This window comes from Bradyrhizobium ottawaense, from assembly GCF_002278135.3.
Lineage (GTDB): Bacteria > Pseudomonadota > Alphaproteobacteria > Rhizobiales > Xanthobacteraceae > Bradyrhizobium > Bradyrhizobium ottawaense.
The window spans coordinates 6,089,541-6,105,410 of the sequence record NZ_CP029425.2; the positions used below are offsets into that span (position 1 = coordinate 6,089,541).

At 63.9% G+C, this 15,870-nt stretch carries 15 protein-coding genes; 8 read left to right on the plus strand and 7 right to left on the minus strand.

Going from position 1 to position 15,870, the window contains the following annotated elements:
- Positions 1-51: 51 nt before the first annotated feature.
- Together CIT37_RS28845 and CIT37_RS28850 are read right to left on the minus strand one after the other, a co-directional pair.
- Entirely contained in the window at positions 52-1,059 is a 1,008-nt protein-coding gene (locus CIT37_RS28845) for a TRAP transporter substrate-binding protein (RefSeq protein WP_095426373.1), read from the minus strand.
- Between the two features lie 55 nt (positions 1,060-1,114).
- The gene (locus CIT37_RS28850; protein WP_161966495.1) at positions 1,115-2,830 is read right to left on the minus strand and encodes an IlvD/Edd family dehydratase; all 1,716 of its coding nucleotides are present in this window, start codon (positions 2,828-2,830) and stop codon (positions 1,115-1,117) included.
- Positions 2,831-3,004: 174 nt separating this feature from the next.
- On the opposite strand from CIT37_RS28850, the gene CIT37_RS28855 reads away from it, so the two are divergent.
- Positions 3,005-3,685 carry a GntR family transcriptional regulator gene (locus CIT37_RS28855; protein WP_095426433.1) on the plus strand — a complete coding sequence of 227 codons (681 nt, stop codon included), beginning with the start codon at positions 3,005-3,007 and terminating at the stop codon, positions 3,683-3,685.
- A gap of 39 nt (positions 3,686-3,724) precedes the next feature.
- On the opposite strand, the gene CIT37_RS28860 is transcribed toward CIT37_RS28855, so the two are convergent.
- Together CIT37_RS28860 and CIT37_RS28865 are read right to left on the minus strand one after the other, a co-directional pair.
- Positions 3,725-4,135 (minus strand): hypothetical protein, encoded by a 411-nt coding sequence (locus CIT37_RS28860; protein ID WP_095426434.1) that lies wholly within the window; start codon positions 4,133-4,135, stop codon positions 3,725-3,727.
- A gap of 203 nt (positions 4,136-4,338) precedes the next feature.
- The gene (locus CIT37_RS28865; protein WP_028143477.1) at positions 4,339-6,132 is read right to left on the minus strand and encodes a winged helix-turn-helix domain-containing protein; all 1,794 of its coding nucleotides are present in this window, start codon (positions 6,130-6,132) and stop codon (positions 4,339-4,341) included.
- Positions 6,133-6,283: 151 nt separating this feature from the next.
- On the opposite strand from CIT37_RS28865, the gene CIT37_RS28870 reads away from it, so the two are divergent.
- The 4 genes from CIT37_RS28870 (at position 6,284) to mddA (ending at position 7,994) form a co-directional block, all read left to right on the plus strand.
- Entirely contained in the window at positions 6,284-6,589 is a 306-nt protein-coding gene (locus CIT37_RS28870; RefSeq protein WP_028143478.1) for a nickel-binding protein, read from the plus strand.
- 53 nt (positions 6,590-6,642) lie between these two features.
- A complete protein-coding gene (locus CIT37_RS28875; protein WP_028143479.1) occupies positions 6,643-6,891 on the plus strand; it encodes a hypothetical protein in 249 nt (82 codons plus the stop codon).
- Positions 6,855-7,151: a hypothetical protein gene (locus CIT37_RS28880; RefSeq protein ID WP_131233129.1), complete on the plus strand. Its 297-nt coding sequence runs from the start codon at positions 6,855-6,857 to the stop codon at positions 7,149-7,151. Before CIT37_RS28875 ends, CIT37_RS28880 begins: the two co-directional genes overlap by 37 nt.
- Positions 7,152-7,220: 69 nt before the next feature.
- On the plus strand, positions 7,221-7,994 hold the full coding sequence (gene mddA / locus CIT37_RS28885; protein ID WP_038974296.1) for a methanethiol S-methyltransferase: 774 nt from the start codon (positions 7,221-7,223) through the stop codon (positions 7,992-7,994).
- 69 nt (positions 7,995-8,063) lie between these two features.
- Here the strand turns inward: mddA and CIT37_RS28890 are convergent, their stop codons facing one another.
- Positions 8,064-8,888, minus strand: coding sequence for an NAD-dependent epimerase/dehydratase family protein (locus tag CIT37_RS28890; protein ID WP_095426375.1), 825 nt, complete (start codon positions 8,886-8,888; stop codon positions 8,064-8,066).
- An 89-nt stretch (positions 8,889-8,977) separates the two neighbouring features.
- Between CIT37_RS28890 and CIT37_RS28895 the strand changes: the two genes are divergently transcribed.
- On the plus strand, positions 8,978-9,955 hold the full coding sequence (locus tag CIT37_RS28895) for an SMP-30/gluconolactonase/LRE family protein (protein ID WP_095426376.1): 978 nt from the start codon (positions 8,978-8,980) through the stop codon (positions 9,953-9,955).
- 186 nt (positions 9,956-10,141) lie between these two features.
- On the opposite strand, the gene CIT37_RS28900 is transcribed toward CIT37_RS28895, so the two are convergent.
- Together CIT37_RS28900 and CIT37_RS28905 are read right to left on the minus strand one after the other, a co-directional pair.
- The gene (locus CIT37_RS28900; protein ID WP_095426377.1) at positions 10,142-11,572 is read right to left on the minus strand and encodes an aldehyde dehydrogenase family protein; all 1,431 of its coding nucleotides are present in this window, start codon (positions 11,570-11,572) and stop codon (positions 10,142-10,144) included.
- 269 nt (positions 11,573-11,841) lie between these two features.
- Positions 11,842-14,205 carry a thiamine pyrophosphate-binding protein gene (locus CIT37_RS28905; protein ID WP_095426378.1) on the minus strand — a complete coding sequence of 788 codons (2,364 nt, stop codon included), beginning with the start codon at positions 14,203-14,205 and terminating at the stop codon, positions 11,842-11,844.
- A 136-nt stretch (positions 14,206-14,341) separates the two neighbouring features.
- Here CIT37_RS28905 and CIT37_RS28910 point away from each other — a divergent pair, with 136 nt between their 5' ends.
- Entirely contained in the window at positions 14,342-14,803 is a 462-nt protein-coding gene (locus tag CIT37_RS28910; protein WP_028144303.1) for an Lrp/AsnC family transcriptional regulator, read from the plus strand.
- 79 nt (positions 14,804-14,882) lie between these two features.
- A complete protein-coding gene (gene ppk2 / locus CIT37_RS28915) occupies positions 14,883-15,803 on the plus strand; it encodes a polyphosphate kinase 2 (RefSeq protein ID WP_038971857.1) in 921 nt (306 codons plus the stop codon).
- Positions 15,804-15,870 lie beyond the last annotated feature (67 nt).

Genomic DNA, 15,870 nt, shown 5'->3' on the forward strand with positions numbered 1-15,870 from the left:
TCCTGAGGGCCCGCCGCAAGGCGGGCGTCTCGAAGGATGGCCGCAAGCGCCCTAGTTAATCGACCGGATCAAGTCCTTGACCTTCTCGGCGTGCGGGCCAAGCTCCTTGGCGAGCTTGTCGAGATAGGGATCGGCGACCGCCGTGAAGCTCTTCTTGTCGACGTTGTCGACGATCTTCACGCCCATCTTCTTCAGCTTTTCGGCCGCGGTGCGCTCCAGCTCGAACGCCTTCGCCGGCTCTTTGGTGCTGATCTCGTTGGCCGCGGTCTGCACCCAGCCCTTTTGCTCGGCCGAGAGGCTCTGCCAGAGCTTGTCGGAGATGAACACCAGCGCGTTGTTGGCCTCGTGCTCGGTGATGTTGAGGACCGGCGCGACCTCGTAATGCTTGTTGACGAGGTAGACGTTGATGCTGTTCTCGGCGACGTCGACGACGCCGGTCTGCAGGCTCGTGTAGACGCTGCCGAACGGCATGTGCACGGTCTGGGCACCGTAGGCCGGGAACATGGTGTCCTCGGTCGCCGTCGCCTGCACGCGGACCTTTGCGCCCTTGATATCAGCCACATTGCGGATCTCCCGCTTCGCGTACATGTGGCGCACGCCCTGCGAGCCGGTCGCGATCACATGCAGGCCCTGGGTGGTCTCGTCGATCATGGCCTTGAGCGCTTCGAACACGCGGGGATCCGCGAGGCCCTTGACCACGTGGTTCTCGTCGCGGAACAGATAGTGCAGCGACATCACACCGGCTTGCGGCGAGATCGTCGCGGTGTTCGCGGAGGAGATGATGGAGAATTCGACATCTCCGGCTTTCACGAGCTGGAGCACTTGCGGCTCCTGCCCGAGCTGCGCGCCCGGATACTGGTCGATGATCATGGTGCCTTTGCTCAACTCCTTGAGCTTTTCGGCAAAGATGTCGCCCGCGATGGAATAGCCGGTGTTGCGCGGCTGGTCGTAGGCGAAGCGATAGTGCTTCGCCTCCTGCGCCCCCGCCCCGGTCACGAACAGCACGGCGGCCGCAGCCGCCAACCCATGTAAGAATCCTGGCATGGATCGTGCAATCATCGTTTCCCCCTGTGTTATGCCCGCCGCTTGTGCGGTCTGAGCGTTCGTCGTTCGGTCAGCTTGTCTCGGTCTTCCCAGTCCTCTGCATGAAATCGAAGTCGCAGCCCTCGTCGGCCTGCATGATGGTCTCGTTGAACAGCCAGGCATAGCCGCGCCGCGCTTCATCGGGCGCAGCCGCCGGCTTCAATGCAGCGCGCCGGCGCTCCAGCTCGGCCGCATCGACCAGCAGCTCGATGCTGCGCTTGGCCACATCCAGGCTGATCATGTCGCCGTTCTTCACCAGCGCCAGCGGCCCGCCGACTGCGGATTCCGGGGTGATGTGCAGAACGATGGTGCCGAACGCGGTACCGCTCATGCGCGCATCCGAAATGCGCACCATGTCCTTGGTGCCGCCGCGCGCCAACTTCTTCGGGATCGGCAGGTAGCCCGCCTCCGGCATGCCCGGCGCGCCCTTCGGGCCGGCATTGCGCAGCACCAGCACGTCGTCAGCGGTCACGTCGAGATTGGGATCGTCGACCCGCAAGGTCATGTCCTCGACGGATTCGAACACGACGGCGCGGCCGGTGTGCTTCAACAGCTTGGGACTCGCGGCCGATTGCTTGATCACCGCGCCGCGCGGCGCGAGATTACCGTGCAGGACGGCGAGGCCACCTTCCGTCTTGATCGGATTGTCGCGCGGACGGATCGCATCCTGGCCCGGCACGTCCTCCGCATTGGCGACGACGTCGCGCAGCGTTTGGCCCGAGATCGTCTTGGCATCGAGATCGACGAGGTCGCCGAGTTGCGCCAGCAGCTTCGGCACGCCGCCGGCGTGATGGAAATGCTCCATATAGTGCTCGCCCGACGGCTTGAGGTCGACCAGCACCGGCACCTCCCGGCCGATCTGGTCGAACACTCCGAGATCGAGCCGATGCGGCGAGCGATGCGCCATCGCGGTCAGATGGATCAGGCCGTTGGTGGAGCCGCCAATCGCCTGGAGCACGACCTGCGCGTTCTTGAAAGACGCGGGTGTCAGAAGCTCGCTCGGCTTCGGCCCCTTGGTCTTGGCCATTTCGGCGGCAACCTTGCCGCTCGCTTCCGCAAGTCGGAAACGTTCGGCATGCGGCGCCGGGATCGTCGCGCTCATCGGCAGCGACAGGCCCATGGCTTCGATCATGCAGGCCATGGTCGAGGCCGTGCCCATCACCATGCAGGTGCCGACCGACGGCGCGAGGCGGCCGTTCACTGCTTCGATTTCGACATCGTCGATTTCGCCGGCGCGATACTTGCCCCAGAGACGGCGGCAATCGGTGCAGGCGCCCAGCACCTCGCCCTTGTGATGGCCGACCACCATCGGCCCGACCGGAATGACCACGGTCGGCAGGTCGGCGCTGATCGCGGCCATCACCTGCGCCGGAAGCGTCTTGTCGCAGCCGCCGATCACGATCACCGAATCCATCGGCTGGGCCCGGATCATCTCCTCGGTGTCCATCGCCATCAGGTTGCGTAGATACATCGAGGTCGGATGCGCAAAGCTCTCGGCGATCGAGATGGTCGGAAACACGAACGGCATCGCGCCCGACAGCATCACGCCGCGCTTGGCGGCTTCGATGATCTGCGGAACGTTGCCGTGACAGGGATTGTAGTCGCTATAGGTATTGGTGATGCCGACGATCGGACGCTCCAGCGCGTCGTCGGAATAGCCCATGGCCTTGATGAACGCCTTGCGCAGGAACAGCGAGAAGCCGGCATCGCCATAGCTCGTCAGACCCTTGCGCAACCCACTCATCATCATGCCACTCCTCAAGTTGCCATTGTGGTACAGCCTGAACGTGGATTGTCAATAAGCTTGGCCCATATTGTCGCATTTTCCGCCAATAAGCGCCCTCTTCGGCAGAAATTATTGACAATCTGTCCCTTGCCTGCTCCACAGGGCGAGCCGGCCAGACGCCGGGAGGCCGAAGGCATGTCCGACATTCGCACTGCAGACAGCACGCCGGTCCGGCGCGACGATCCGGACGACGTCGTCGCGCGGCTGGAGGAGGACATCATCTTCGGTCGCCTGCCGCCGGGCGCGCGCCTGACTGAAGACGCACTGATGTCGCGCTACGGCACCTCCCGCCACTTCGTGCGGCAGGCCTTGGTGGATGCGGAGCGGCGCGGCATCGTCCGCCGGGAGAAGAACGTCGGCGCCACCGTCCGGTTCTACTCGGCCGAGGAAGTCCGGCAGATCTACGAGGTCCGGGAGATGCTGACGCGGCAGGCCGCGTTGATGATCCCGCTGCCCGCGCCGCGAGTGCTGATCGACGAGCTCTCCGCGCTGCAACGACAATATTGCGCGAAAGCCGATGCGCAGGATCTGCGCGGCATCCACGAGGCCAATGACGCCTTCCACCTCGCGCTGTTCTCGGCCTGCGGCAATCCCTATCTGGTCCGCTCGCTCCAGGACTACATGAACCTGACCCTGCCGATGCGCGCCAAGAACCTCGCCGACCGCGAGGGGCTCGCGCAATCGCGGCGGCAACATGAGATGATGATCGAGCTACTCAGGGGACGCGACAGCTGGGCGCTGTCGCAGTTGTGTGTCGATCACATGCAGTTCAGCAAGAGTGATTACCTGGCGAGGATTGGAGGGGCTAGCGCGTAGACCGATCGAGCTGCCGTTGGAACGACGCTGAATATCCGTTCAGTACCGCCTCAACAGCCCACGATCCACGCTCGCCTCGCCATAATCGGCGCAGGCCCTTTTCGGGTTTCTGATCAAGTCCGTGCGGATGCGCCTGAAGGTCTTGCTCGCCGCGTCGGACACTTCAGGGCGGAATTTGCCGGGATCGTAGCTCTCGCCGTCGCGGGCCCTGATGGCCGCGGCATAGGCGTCGATCATGGCCATCGCGACGTCGGGACTGCCGAGCAGCCGGGCGCCGAGCTGAACGCTGCCGCTGCCATCGACCTCGTAACCGTCGCATCGCTGTTCGAGCACCACCGATGCCGTGACAAGCTGGTCGAGGAATGCCGCCTCGGCCTCGGTGAGGGGGGCGGCTAGCGTCGGTCTGGAAACCATCATCGCGAATATCGCGACTGACAATTTGATTTTCATTGCCGTGGCTTTCGCTGCCGCCTCTGCGGCGTCATCAACGCAATCGTTGCTGAATTCCGATCGCACAGATCGAAAGCCGAAAGGCTGGAGTACCATTGATCCACATCAAGGGGCGGGACACCAGAACAAAGCGGCGGCGCCGGCTGACCCGAACGAAAAACCACGTGCCGCTTGACAAGGCAGGGACGCATCGCGGACGGTCGCTAGGCAGCGCGTCCCGTCGCACGCATATCGGCCTCGCGTCGCAAAGCCGCACACTCAGCCTCGAACTTCCGAGAGCCTAGTTCGCCGGCCACGAGCCGCGCCGCATGAATTTCCGCCGAGGCGCCTCGAACGTCATCATGCGCCAATTGCAGCTTCGCGATCCGCAGCCTCAACCTGACGGCCTGCACTCGCCCGTCGATGCTCGACCACAATTGCCGGCCCAGATGCAGATGTCGCAGTGCTGCCTCATAGTCGTCGCGCGCATGCGCGAGGACCGACTGCGCTTCGTTCGTCAATGCCCGGATCGACGGCATCGGCCACCGGTCCGGACTTCCGGAGAGCTCCTCGATCAGTTCAAGCGCCTGCTCACGACGGCCCGTGTGCGCGGCCGCGAGTGCAAGATGTGCGAACAGGATCCCACGCCGCTGCAGGGTCCACCAGGACTTTCCGATCAGACTGCGCTCGAGGCTGGCGTAAGCCGCCTCCGCTTCACCGCGTTCCAGCAACAGCATGGCGCGACCGGGTTCCGGGCACCAGCCGAGCGCGTAAGCCTTTTCATAGGCCTCGAGCGCGTCGTCTTCATTGCCGATCGCTGCGTAAACGTCGCCAAGCACGCGATTGGCGTCGCCGATCGCCCAAGGCGCATCACCGGTGAGCCGTGCCAACGAGTCCTGAATTCGGAGCAAAGCTTCGCCGAGCGAGCCCCTGACACCGAGAACTTCTGACCGATGAAGCTGGCAGGAGCCGGACAATTCCATCCCGCTCTCGGTGCAATATTTCTGATAGCCCAGCGTCCACTGGTCGGCCCTCGCCCAATCTCCGAACATCCGCGCCGCCCACAGGATGTTGCAGTAGAGGATGCCTCCGACGATTGGATCGATATCGCCACTGGAGAGCGCCATCGCAGCGGCGAGGTCCTGATCCGCTAATCCAGCACGTGTATCGCCAAGACACAGCCGGTAGAACCCGCGATAAGCAAGACTCAGCGCCTCGATGCCAATAGCGTTCTTGTGCCGGACCGTGCTGTACGCGACATCAGCAAGTGAAAGCGCCTGTTCAGGCTCGCCCTCGAACGCGGCGACCTTCGACTTCATCCAGAGAATGAGCGCAGTCGTGGCGGGATCCTCGACTTCGGAGGCCCAATCTTCCGCCCGTGCCAGCCAGCCCTTGGCAATCGCCGCCTGGCCGCGCTCGAAGTGCAAGCCGGAGAGCGTGACGGCGTCGACGACGGCCAGCGGGACGTTGCCGGCCCTGGTATGGGCGGCAACTGCACGAGCCAAAAGAGGCAGGGCCGCATCGGCCTTGCCGGCGCATTGCAAGGCCAGCGCCCATTGGTGCAAGTCGGCGCCATCAAGCGGTTCGACGGTATCGGCTGCCTCGAACAACGCTGCGGCTTCGTCCCAGGCTTGCACGGCAGCGGCGCGTTGCGCTTGCGCCCGCACGTCCGGGGCCTGCTCGTCCGTCGTCTCGGAAGCGGCGACCTGCATCTCGGATACGCCGTCGATGCAGAAACGATATCCCCTGCCCGGCATGTTCCGGATGGCACTATCCATGCCACCCTTGCGCAGCACGCCACGCAGCATGCTCACCGCCCGCTGCAACGAATTGTCGGTGACGGTTACATCAGGCCAGAGGGTATCGAGCAGCTCTTCCTTGGTGACGACCCGATCCCGGTTGCGCGTCAGGTAGACCAGCAGATCGAACACACGCGGCTGCAACGCGACTTCCCGCTGCGCGTGGATGAGCGCACGGCCCTCTTCATCGAGCTCGAAGGGTCCAAACCTGAGGGTCATATCGTTAAGTCCAGGCGATGCGGAAAAGGTTCAGACAAGGATCAGGCAATGATCAGCCCGCGGTAAGGACGGTCAGCACCGGTCGCCTCTATAGCTCCTCACGGCCTGGGTCGCTTCCGCCCCGCAGGCAAAAACCCCGAGGAGATGTCTGATGGAACTCTATGTCATCCGCCGCCCGAGCGCCTGGGCAAATTTGAGCGAACTGGAAGCCGCCGGCGCGAGGTCCGCTCGGATCGGCAACGAGCAGATGTCCCACCGCGTCCGTTGGATCCGCAGCTATGTGGTCCATGAGGCCGACGGCCGCATCGGCACCTTCTGCATCTATGAAGCGCGCGATGGGGAGTCGATCCGCGAGCATGCACGGCGCGTCGGCATGCCGGGCGAGGAGTTCTACAAGGTTGCCACGACAGTGGTCGTCCGCGGCGATCCCACACCGCAGACGGCCGCCGCCGAATAGCAAATCAGCGCGGGCGCCGTCATCGACTCGTGATTCCACGAAAGGATAAGAAAATGTCCGTTCAGTCTCAGGCGCCGCCCGCACTGAGCCCCTCGCAGCGGTATCTCGCCGGCATCCTGTTGCGGCTTCGCCGGCTCATCAATCAGTCTGTCGCCAGCATGCTGGCGAACCGCGAGAAGGCCGCAATGCAGTTCGCGAAAGGTTGCGGCGGCACCACGGCCAGCGGTGATGGCACGGTTCGAGACACGCTTCACGATCAGAGGATTTGCATTTCCAGCAACAGCTTCAATTCGAGGAGATAGTCATGAATTCTTTCTTCCAATCCGACGCTTCCGAAGCCAAGACCTCCTATTTCAAGAATTTCAAACTCGGAAATTTCAAATCCAGAACCGCCGCGCTGGCGATCGGGACGATCGGGGCCGTCCTGATGTCGCTTGTTCTGGCTTCGGCTGCGACGACGTTCGGCGACCATCGCACCGAGGGCGTGAGCGGCGGCGCAATGGTCCAGAAAAGCCCCGGCAAATGCAAGGCCGCGACGGTTCCGACAGCCTTTGCAACCTGACGAAGGCGGCGGTGACACGCCCGCTGAAACAGCCGTTCAAGCTCTCACCACTGAACTGGAAACTCTATCATGTCCATCACCATGCAAAACGGACCTACACAGACGGCAAGCTCGCTCTTGGCACGAAGCTTCGTGCTCGGCTATGGCCTCCTTGCCTATCTCATCTTCTTCGGGACCTTTCTCTACGCCGTCGGCTTCATTTCGCGGTTCATCGTGCCCAAGACGATCGACAGCGGCGTGGCTGGTTCGACCGCACAGGCCCTCTTGATTGATCTCGCGCTGATGTCCCTGTTTGCCGTCCAGCACAGCGGCATGGCTCGCCAGGGCTTCAAGAAGCTGTTCGCCGCCTTCGCCTCACCCGCGCTCGAGCGCAGCACCTATGTGCTGCTGGCAAGCCTGAGCCTGATCCTGCTGTTCTGGCAATGGCGTCCCATCACCGCCGTGGTTTGGGAGATTGAGACGCCGGTGGCAGCCTACGCCGCTGTCGCCGGCAGCTTCGCCGGCTGGCTCATCGTGCTGTACAGCACGTTTCTGATCAGCCATTTCGAATTGTTCGGACTTACGCAAGTCGTCAGCCACTTTGCGGGGCGGCTCGCCGAGCCGATGAAGTTCAGGACGCCGGGCCTCTACCGCCTGATCCGGCATCCTATCTATCTCGGCTTCATTATCGCGTTCTGGTCGACGCCTACCATGACGCTCGGGCACATGCTGTTCGCGATGGTGACGACGGCCTACATCTTCGTCGGCATCTGGTTGGAGGAGCGCGACCTGATCACTCTTTTCGGAGATCAGTACCGACACTACAGGGAGAAGGTAGCGATGCTGCTCCCGGGCCTGTTCTGATCCGGCGCGAAGCTACGGTTTGAGCGGCCAAGCAGAGCTCGGCCGCTCTGGCCATGTCGAGCGCGCTCCCTAGCGCTTCTTCCAGTCGATGATCCGGCTCGGGTCCGCATCGAACTCCATGCTGCAGAACGTGCCGCCCTGGAAATAATCCCCGACCGGATCCGGCTTCAGCTTGGCCTGCTCGGCCATCGCGTGCTCGCGGAAATCTTCGGCGCGGCCGGTGGGGCGATAGCCGAGTTCATAGGCGCGGTGGTTGTCCCACCAGGCGCGCTCGTTGAGGGAGGCGCCGTAGAACACCTCGAAATGGATGTCGGGATGCTCGAGCCCGATGCGGCAGAGCTGCACGAGGTCATCGGGCTTGAGCCAGATGGCGAGCCGGCGCTGGTCGAGCGGCATGTCGCCGAAATTGCCGATGCGCAGGCACGTCACCTTCAGCCCGTGCTTGTCGGCGTAGAGCGCGCCGACGGCTTCGCCGAACACCTTGCTGACGCCGTAGCGCCCGTCGGGGCGCGGGGTCACGTCGGCGCCGATCCTGTGGTGTCGCGGATAGAAGCCGACGGCGTGGTTCGACGAGGCGAACACCACGCGCTTGACGCCCTTGCGGTACGCGGCCTCGAACAGATTGTAGCCGCCGATGATGTTGGCCTGGAGGATCTGGTCCCAGGTGCCTTCGACCGAATAGCCGCCGAAATGGATGATGCCGTCGACGCCCTCGCATATCGCCTCGCACTGCTCGAGATCGGCGAGGTCCGCTGCCTTGAACTTCTCGTTCGCGCCGAGATCGGCGGGCGGCTTGATGTCGGACAGCAGGAGATCCGAATAGATCGGCGGCAGCAGTTTTCGCAGGCTCGTGCCGATTCCGCCCGAAGCTCCCGTCATCAAAATACGCGGCATGTCTTCCCTCACCGTTGGTGACCGATTTGCCGTCACGTGTCCCTAATGATAGCAGGATTGTCCAGAGGGAACGAAACGTGAGAACCGACATGAATGAGGCATCGTCCCACACCCAGGAACGGCCAGGCTGGCGGCCGGCAACCTATTACCCCGACCCCGCGATCATGGCGCTCGATCCCCGCTTCGAAAAATACTGGTTGAAACTGTCGGCGGTGGAACGGCTGGCGACCGGCCTGCGCTGGGCCGAGGGACCGGTGTGGTTCGGCGACGGGCGTTATCTGCTCTGCAGCGACATCCCAAACCAGCGCATCATCAAATGGGAGGAAGAGACCGGCGCGGTCTCCGTGTTCCGCAAGCCCTCCAATTTCGCCAACGGCAATACGCGCGACCGCCAGGGCCGGCTCGTCACCTGCGAGCATGGCGGGCGGCGCGTGGTGCGCACTGAATACGACGGCAGCATCACCGTGCTGATGGATCAATTCAACGGCAAGCGGTTGAACTCGCCAAACGATGTCATTGTTAGATCGGACGGATCGATCTGGTTCACCGATCCGACCTTCGGCCTGCTCGGCAATTACGAGGGCTACAAGGCCGAGCCCGAGATCGACCCGAACGTCTACCGGCTCGATCCCGCGACGGGCAAGGCGACCATCGTCGCAGAGGGCGTGCTCGGGCCGAACGGGCTGTGCTTCTCGCCGGACGAGAGGATATTGTACGTCGTGGAATCCCGCGGCGTGCCGAACCGCAAGATCCTCGCCTATGACGTTTCGCCCGACGGCACCAAGATTTCCAACAAGCGCGTCCACATCGACGCAGGTCCCGGCACGCCGGACGGCATGCGCTGCGACATCGACGGCAATCTCTGGTGTGGCTGGGGCATGGGCGATCCCGAACTCGACGGCGTCGTGGTGTTCGCGCCCGACGGCGTGATGATCGGCCGCATCGCGCTGCCCGAGCGCTGCGCCAATCTCTGCTTCGGCGGCGTCAAGCGCAACCGCCTGTTCATGGCGGCGAGCCAGTCGATCTACGCGTTGTATGTGAACACGCAGGGTGCGCTCGGCGGCTAGCGCCGCACTCGTAGGGTGGGCAAAGCGAAGCGTGCCCACCACTGCTCGCTTGTGGCGTGATGGTGGGCACGTCGCTTCGCTCCTTTGCCCACCCTACGGCACCTCGCCTTGTCGCGACACGCCGCCCAAAGCAAAAACGCCGGAGCGGTTGCCCGCTCCGGCGTCATTCGTTCAACCACTAAAAACTTACGCCGCGTTGAAGCCGGCGACGGCCTTCACTTCGAGGAAGTCCTCGAGGCCATACTTGCCCCACTCGCGGCCGTTGCCCGACTGCTTGTAGCCGCCGAACGGCGCGGTGCGGTCATTGGGCACGCCCTGGAGGTTGACGTTGCCGGCGCGGATCTGGCGGCCGACGCGCTTGGCGTCTTCGACCGAGGCACCCGTGACGTAACCGGCGAGGCCATAGGGCGTGTCGTTGGCGATGTGCACGGCTTCGGCTTCGTCCTTGGCGCCGATGATGGTCAGCACCGGTCCGAAGATTTCTTCGCGGGCGATCGTCATGTCGGGGGTGACGTCGGCGAAGATGGTCGGGCGGACATAGAAGCCCTTGTTGACGCCTTCGGGAAGGCCCGGGCCGCCGGCGACGAGCGTTGCGCCCTCGTCGATGCCCTTCTTGATCAGGCCCTGGATCTTGTCCCACTGGCCGCGGTTGACGACCGGGCCGATGGTGGTGCCTTCGGCGCGGGGATCACCGGCCTTGGTCTTGTCGGCGACGGCCTTCGCGATCGCGGCGACGTCCTTCATCTTGGACAGCGGCACGATCATGCGCGAGGGTGCGTTGCAGGACTGGCCGGAGTTGTTGAACATGTGCATCACGCCGCCGGTCACCGCCTTCGTGAGGTCGGCGCCTTCGAGGATGACGTTCGGCGACTTGCCGCCGAGCTCCTGGCTGACGCGCTTCACCGTCGGCGCGGCGCGCTTGGCCACGTCGATGCCGGCACGGGTCGAGCCGGTGAAGGAGATCATGTCGATGTCGGGGTGCTCGCTCATGGCGGCGCCGACCTCGGGGCCGAGGCCGTTGACGAGGTTGAACACGCCCTTGGGCACGCCGGCTTCATGGAGGATCTCCGCGAAGATCAGCGCCGAGGTCGGGGTGAACTCCGACGGCTTCAGGATCATGGTGCAGCCGGCGGCGAGCGCGGGCGCGACCTTGCAGGCGATCTGGTTGAGCGGCCAGTTCCAGGGCGTGATCATGCCGACCACGCCGATCGGCTCGCGCAGCACCATGGCGGTGCCGACCGGCTCCTCGAAATGGTAGTTCTTGAGCACGTCGAGCGTGGTCATGAGATGGCCGAGGCCGGCGCCGGCCTGGAGCTTCTCGGCCATTGGCAGCGGCGCGCCCATCTCGTCGGACACGGCGGCGCCGATCTCCTTGAGGCGGCCCTTGTAGACCTCGATGACCTTGGTGAGCAGCGCGACACGCTCTTCACGGCTGGTCTGGGAGAAGGTTGCGAAGGCGCGCTTGGCGGCGGCAACCGCCTTGTCCACGTCGGCCTTGGAGCCCAGCGCAACCTCGTACATCGCCTCTTCCGTCGCGGGGTTGACCACGGCGGTGGACTTCTTGACGGCGGGATCGACCCAGGCGCCGTCGATGTAGAATTGCATGCGATTGACCATCGTTAACCTCTTCTTGGGGGCATGGTGGGGGCGTTTCGGCAGGCATCCTTGCACGAAAGCGCCGGCAATTGAACCCGCCATATGCGGGGCCAGCGTTGCGGCGGACGCGCGGAATATGGGCGGAGAGACGGGGCGAGGCAAGGCTCTGTCCGGTCGTCATTCCGGGACGCGCCCTCTTGGCGCGGGGCCGGAATCCATACTCCCGATGGTGGTTATGGATTCCGGGCTCGCGCTTCGCGCGCCCCGGAATGACAACCGAGTTTTTTCAATTACACCGCCATCTTCCGATGCAGCACCGGCGCGCCGGTGGTGAGGCTTTCGGCCGCATCGATGATGGCGTTCGCGTCGATGCCGTAGTGCCGATACAGGTCCGCGATCGTGCCGGTCTGGCCGAACTGCTCGACGCCGAGCGCCTCGACGCGGTGGCCGCGGACGCTGCCGAGCCAGCCGAGCGCTGACGGATGGCCGTCGATCACGGTCACGATGCCGCAGTCGCGCGGCAGCGGCGCCAGCAGTTTTTCGATGTGGCTGAGATGCTGCACGCCGCGGCGGTCGCGCCGCAATTTCCGTGCGGCGGTCCAGCCCGCATGGAGGCGGTCCGCCGAGGTGATCGCGAGCAGGCCGATGTCGCGCCGGCTCTCGCCGACGAAGCCCGTCGCCTCGATCGCTTCCGGCGCCACCGCGCCGGTATAGGCGATCACGACTTCGGCATTGGGGCCAGGCTTACGCAGCCAATAGGCGCCGTCGGTGATGCCCTGCGCAAGCTCCGGCGTCATGATCCGCTGCACCTGCTCGATGCTGCGCGTCGAGAGGCGCAAATACACCGAGCCGCCCTCGCCCGGATCGCGCTGCATGTGTTCAAAACCGAAAGCCATGATCACGGCGAGCTCGTCGACAAAAGCCGGCTCGAACGAGGCGAGCCCGTCCTGCGCCATGCCGATCAGGGGCGTTGCGATCGACTGGTGCGCGCCGCCCTCGGGCGCGAGCGTGATGCCTGACGGCGTCGCCGCCACCATGAAGCGCGCGTCCTGGTAGCAGGCGTAGTTGAGCGCATCGAGCCCGCGCTCGATGAAGGGATCGTAGAGCGTGCCGACCGGCAGCAGCCGCTCGCCGTTGATCTGGTGCGACAGCCCGAGCGCCGAGAGCATGATGAACAGGTTCATCTCGGCGATCCCAAGCTCGAGATGCTGGCCCTTGGGCGAAAAGTCCCAGTTGAAGGTGGAGGGAATTTTCTCGCTGCGGAATAAGTCCGCCTTCTCGGCGCGCGCGAACAAGCCGCGCCGGTTCACCCAGGGACCGAGATTGGTCGAGACCGTGACGTCGGGCGAGGTCGTGACGATGCGATTGGCCAGTTCGCTGTCGCCGCGGGCGATCTCATTCAGCACGAGACCAAAGCCCTGCTGGGTCGACATCTGCGGCGACGGCTTGAACGCGAGCTGCTGGGGCACCTCGACGACGGGCGCGGTTAGCCGGCGGCCGTCCTGGTTGAACGGCACGCGCGCGAGGAACGCGTCGAGCTCGGCGGCGGATTGCGCGAGGCCTTCATACTTCTCCCATTCATGCCCGGGCCGGATGTTCTGGCTGTCGCGATATTTTTCCATCTGCGCGACCGTCATCAGGCCGGCGTGATTATCCTTGTGGCCCTGGAACGGCAGGCCGACGCCCTTAATGGTGTAGGCGATGAAGCAGACCGGGCGATCGTGATCAATGGATTCGAACGCATCGAGCATGCTCGCCATGTCGTGGCCGCCGAGATTGGACATCAGCGCCAGCAATTCCTCGTCACTGCGGCTGTCGATCAGTTTCGTAATCGGCCCCTGGTCGCCGATCTCGTCGTGCAGATGTTTTCGGAACGCGGCGCCGCCCTGGAAGCAGAGCGCGGCGTAAAGCGCATTCGGGCAATTGTCGATCCAAGCTTTAAGCGCCTCGCCGCCGGGCTCGGCGAAGGCCTCGCGCATCAGGCGGCCGTATTTCACGATGACGACGTCCCAGCCGAAATTGCGGAACATGGTCTCGAACTTTTCCCAGAGCCCTTCGCGCACGACGGCATCGAGCGACTGCCTGTTGTAGTCGACCACCCACCAGGTGTTGCGCAGGCCGTGCTTCCAACCCTCGGCGAGCGCCTCCCAGATGTTGCCCTCGTCCATCTCGGCGTCGCCGACCAGCGCAATCATCCGCCCTTCGCGGCGATCCTTCATCCAGCGATGCGCCTTGACGTAATCCTGCACCAGCGAGGCGAACAGCGTCTGCGCGACGCCGAGGCCGACCGAGCCGGTGGAGAAATCGACGTCGTCGACGTCCTTGGTGCGCGAGGGATAGGACTGCGCGCCCTTGAAGCCGCGAAAGTTCTCCAGCTTCTCGCGGCTCTGCCGGCCGAACAAATACTGGATGGCGTGGAACACCGGGCTCGCATGCGGCTTCACCGCGACGCGGTCCTCGGGACGCAGCACGTGGAAATACAGCGCCGACATGATGGTCGCGAGCGAGGCGGACGAGGCCTGATGTCCCCCGACCTTCAACCCGTCGGCGTTGGGGCGGATGTGGTTGGCGTGGTGGATGGTCCAGGACGACAGCCACAGCGCCTTGCGGCTAAGCGCGGTCAAGGTGTCGAGGCGGGCGGTATCGACGGGCATGGCAAAGGCTCCCGGAAAACAGGTGGGGCGATGATACGCCTGCGAGGGGCGCCAAACTTCTCAATTTTTCGCGCAATACCTGATCATATTGGGATATCATACTAATAACTACCCAAAATATGCAGGTTTTATCCCAATGCCAGAGCTAGACGCCATCGACCGAAAGATCCTCGCATTGCTTCAGGCCGACAGCCGGCTGACCATGCAGGAACTCGCCGACAAGGTCGGCCTCTCGGTCTCGCCCTGCCATCGCCGGGTCAAGCTGCTGGAGGAGCGCGGCGTCATCAGCCGCTACGTTGCGACCGTGGACCAGAAGGCGCTCGGCCTGCATGTCAGCGTCTTCATCTCGATCAAGCTGGCGCGGCAGAAGGAGGAGGATCTCAACCGCTTTGCCCGCGCGATCTCGAAATGGGACGAGGTGCTGGAATGCTATCTGATGACCGGCAACCGCGACTATCTCCTGCGCGTGGTGGCGGCCGACCTCGCCTCCTACGAGACCTTCCTCAAAACCAAGCTGACCCGGCTCGACGGCATCGCCTCGATCGAGTCGAGCTTTGCGCTGAGCCAGGTGAAGTATTCGATCGCTCTGCCGGTGTGATAGCGGCGGCTGTCACATGGGTGCAATAGACGCCACCGATGGTCCTCGGCGACTGGCACCCGAGCCGAGAGAAGGACCCATGACCGCATCCGACCGCACCCCTGAAATGGCCAAACGCGAGCGCATTATTCGGGAAATGACCGACGATCTCGACGAAGAGCTGGAGATGGAGCTCGACGATGCGCGTCTCGACGAGCTCCTGGAGGAGACCGATACGCTGGGCCCGGCGGTCGACCGCAAGCTCTATTTCCGGGAGTTGCTGCGGCTCCAGGGCGAACTGGTCAAGCTCCAGGACTGGGTCCAGAGCGAGAAGAAGAAGGTCGTGGTGCTGTTCGAGGGCCGCGACTCCGCCGGCAAGGGCGGCGTGATCAAGCGCATCACCCAGCGCCTCAATCCGCGCATCTGCCGCGTCGCCGCGCTGCCAGCACCGAGCGAGCGCGAGCGCACGCAATGGTATTTTCAGCGCTACGTGTCCCATCTGCCGGCCGGCGGCGAGATCGTGCTGTTCGATCGCAGCTGGTACAACCGCGCCGGCGTCGAGCGCGTGATGGGCTTTTGCACCGACGAGCAATACCAGGAGTTCTTCCAGACGGTGCCGGAGTTCGAGCGGATGCTGATCCGCTCCGGCATCATTTTGGTCAAATACTGGTTCTCGATCACCGACGACGAGCAGCAGTTCCGCTTCACCATGCGCATCAAGGACCCCTTGAAGCAGTGGAAGCTGAGCCCGATGGACGTCGAGGCCCGCAGCCGCTGGGAGCTCTACACCAAGGCCAAGGAGACCATGCTGGAGCATACGCACCTTCCGGATTCACCGTGGTGGATCGTCGATGCCGTCGACAAGAAGCGCGCGCGGCTGAACTGCATCGCGCATCTGCTGAGCCAGATGCCATACCAGGAGGTCGCGCGGGTCCCGGTGGTGCTGCCGGCGCGCGTGCGGAACCCAGATTACCACCGCGGGCCGGTCCCGCCGGAGATGTACGTGCCGGCAAAATATTGAGAAAGGTTTCGTGGGTTGAGCAAAGCGGCTTGTCCGCCATAGCTCGAAGAGCGACGGCGGAAGCGTG

What these genes read in the sequence shown, in the direction of transcription:
- CIT37_RS28845 (WP_095426373.1), bottom strand. Translation starts at nt 1,059, where the DNA reads ATGATTGCACGATCCATGCCAGGATTCTTACATGGGTTGGCGGCTGCG.
- CIT37_RS28850 (WP_161966495.1), bottom strand. Translation starts at nt 2,830, where the DNA reads ATGATGAGTGGGTTGCGCAAGGGTCTGACGAGCTATGGCGATGCCGGC.
- CIT37_RS28855 (WP_095426433.1), top strand. Translation starts at nt 3,005, where the DNA reads ATGTCCGACATTCGCACTGCAGACAGCACGCCGGTCCGGCGCGACGAT.
- CIT37_RS28860 (WP_095426434.1), bottom strand. Translation starts at nt 4,135, where the DNA reads ATGAAAATCAAATTGTCAGTCGCGATATTCGCGATGATGGTTTCCAGA.
- CIT37_RS28865 (WP_028143477.1), bottom strand. Translation starts at nt 6,132, where the DNA reads ATGACCCTCAGGTTTGGACCCTTCGAGCTCGATGAAGAGGGCCGTGCG.
- CIT37_RS28870 (WP_028143478.1), top strand. Translation starts at nt 6,284, where the DNA reads ATGGAACTCTATGTCATCCGCCGCCCGAGCGCCTGGGCAAATTTGAGC.
- CIT37_RS28875 (WP_028143479.1), top strand. Translation starts at nt 6,643, where the DNA reads ATGTCCGTTCAGTCTCAGGCGCCGCCCGCACTGAGCCCCTCGCAGCGG.
- mddA (WP_038974296.1), top strand. Translation starts at nt 7,221, where the DNA reads ATGTCCATCACCATGCAAAACGGACCTACACAGACGGCAAGCTCGCTC.
- CIT37_RS28890 (WP_095426375.1), bottom strand. Translation starts at nt 8,888, where the DNA reads ATGCCGCGTATTTTGATGACGGGAGCTTCGGGCGGAATCGGCACGAGC.
- CIT37_RS28895 (WP_095426376.1), top strand. Translation starts at nt 8,978, where the DNA reads ATGAATGAGGCATCGTCCCACACCCAGGAACGGCCAGGCTGGCGGCCG.
- CIT37_RS28900 (WP_095426377.1), bottom strand. Translation starts at nt 11,572, where the DNA reads ATGGTCAATCGCATGCAATTCTACATCGACGGCGCCTGGGTCGATCCC.
- CIT37_RS28905 (WP_095426378.1), bottom strand. Translation starts at nt 14,205, where the DNA reads ATGCCCGTCGATACCGCCCGCCTCGACACCTTGACCGCGCTTAGCCGC.
- CIT37_RS28910 (WP_028144303.1), top strand. Translation starts at nt 14,342, where the DNA reads ATGCCAGAGCTAGACGCCATCGACCGAAAGATCCTCGCATTGCTTCAG.
- ppk2 (WP_038971857.1), top strand. Translation starts at nt 14,883, where the DNA reads ATGACCGCATCCGACCGCACCCCTGAAATGGCCAAACGCGAGCGCATT.